We start from the raw sequence: 603 nt of genomic DNA, 5'->3' as shown, positions 1-603 counted from the left end.
CGACGCGACGCTGTCGGGCCTGCCGCCTTTCCTCGTGAAGGACGGCGGCGTGAACTCGGGCTTCATGATCGCGCACGTGACGGCCGCGGCCTTGGCCTCGGAGAACAAGACGCTCGCGCATCCGGCTTCGGTGGATTCGCTGCCGACCTCGGCGAACCAGGAAGACCACGTGTCGATGGCGACCTTCGCCGCGCGCAAGCTTGCCGACATCGCTGGCAACACGGCCTACATCCTCGGGATCGAACTGCTGGCCGCCGCCCAGGGCGTGGACCTGCGCGCGCCGCACGCGACCAGCCCGGCGCTGCAAAAGGTGATGGCATCGGTGCGCAATGAAGTGCCGCATTACGACCTGGACCGCTACTTCGCACCCGATATCGCGGCCATGACGGAGCTGGTGCAGAACGGCGCCATCGCCGCGCACAGCCCGTTCGCGTTCGAGTCCGAGCAATAAGCCGAATACTGAATAACTTAGACCAATACTTCGAGATCCTTATGAACCATCCGAACTTCACCGATCCCCGCCTCGACCCGAGCCGCACGATCCGCGCGCCGCGCGGCAGCGAGAAGGTGTGCAAGACCTGGCTGGCCGAAGCCGCGTACCGC

Annotated in this window: 1 protein-coding gene; it reads left to right on the top strand. The window is 65.7% G+C overall.

Annotation, left to right across the window (positions count from 1 at the left end; translation table 11 throughout):
* A partial coding sequence (locus tag HV773_RS36585; RefSeq protein WP_175198566.1) for an aromatic amino acid lyase occupies positions 1 to 451 on the top strand: 451 nt, incomplete at its 5' end.
* Between the last annotated feature and the right edge of the window lie 152 nt (positions 452 to 603).

It is taken from the genome of Paraburkholderia caffeinitolerans, from assembly GCF_902859945.1.
Lineage (GTDB): Bacteria > Pseudomonadota > Gammaproteobacteria > Burkholderiales > Burkholderiaceae > Paraburkholderia > Paraburkholderia caffeinitolerans.
The sequence above is the reverse complement of the archived record's forward strand: the minus strand, read 5'-3'. Positions and strand labels throughout refer to the sequence as shown.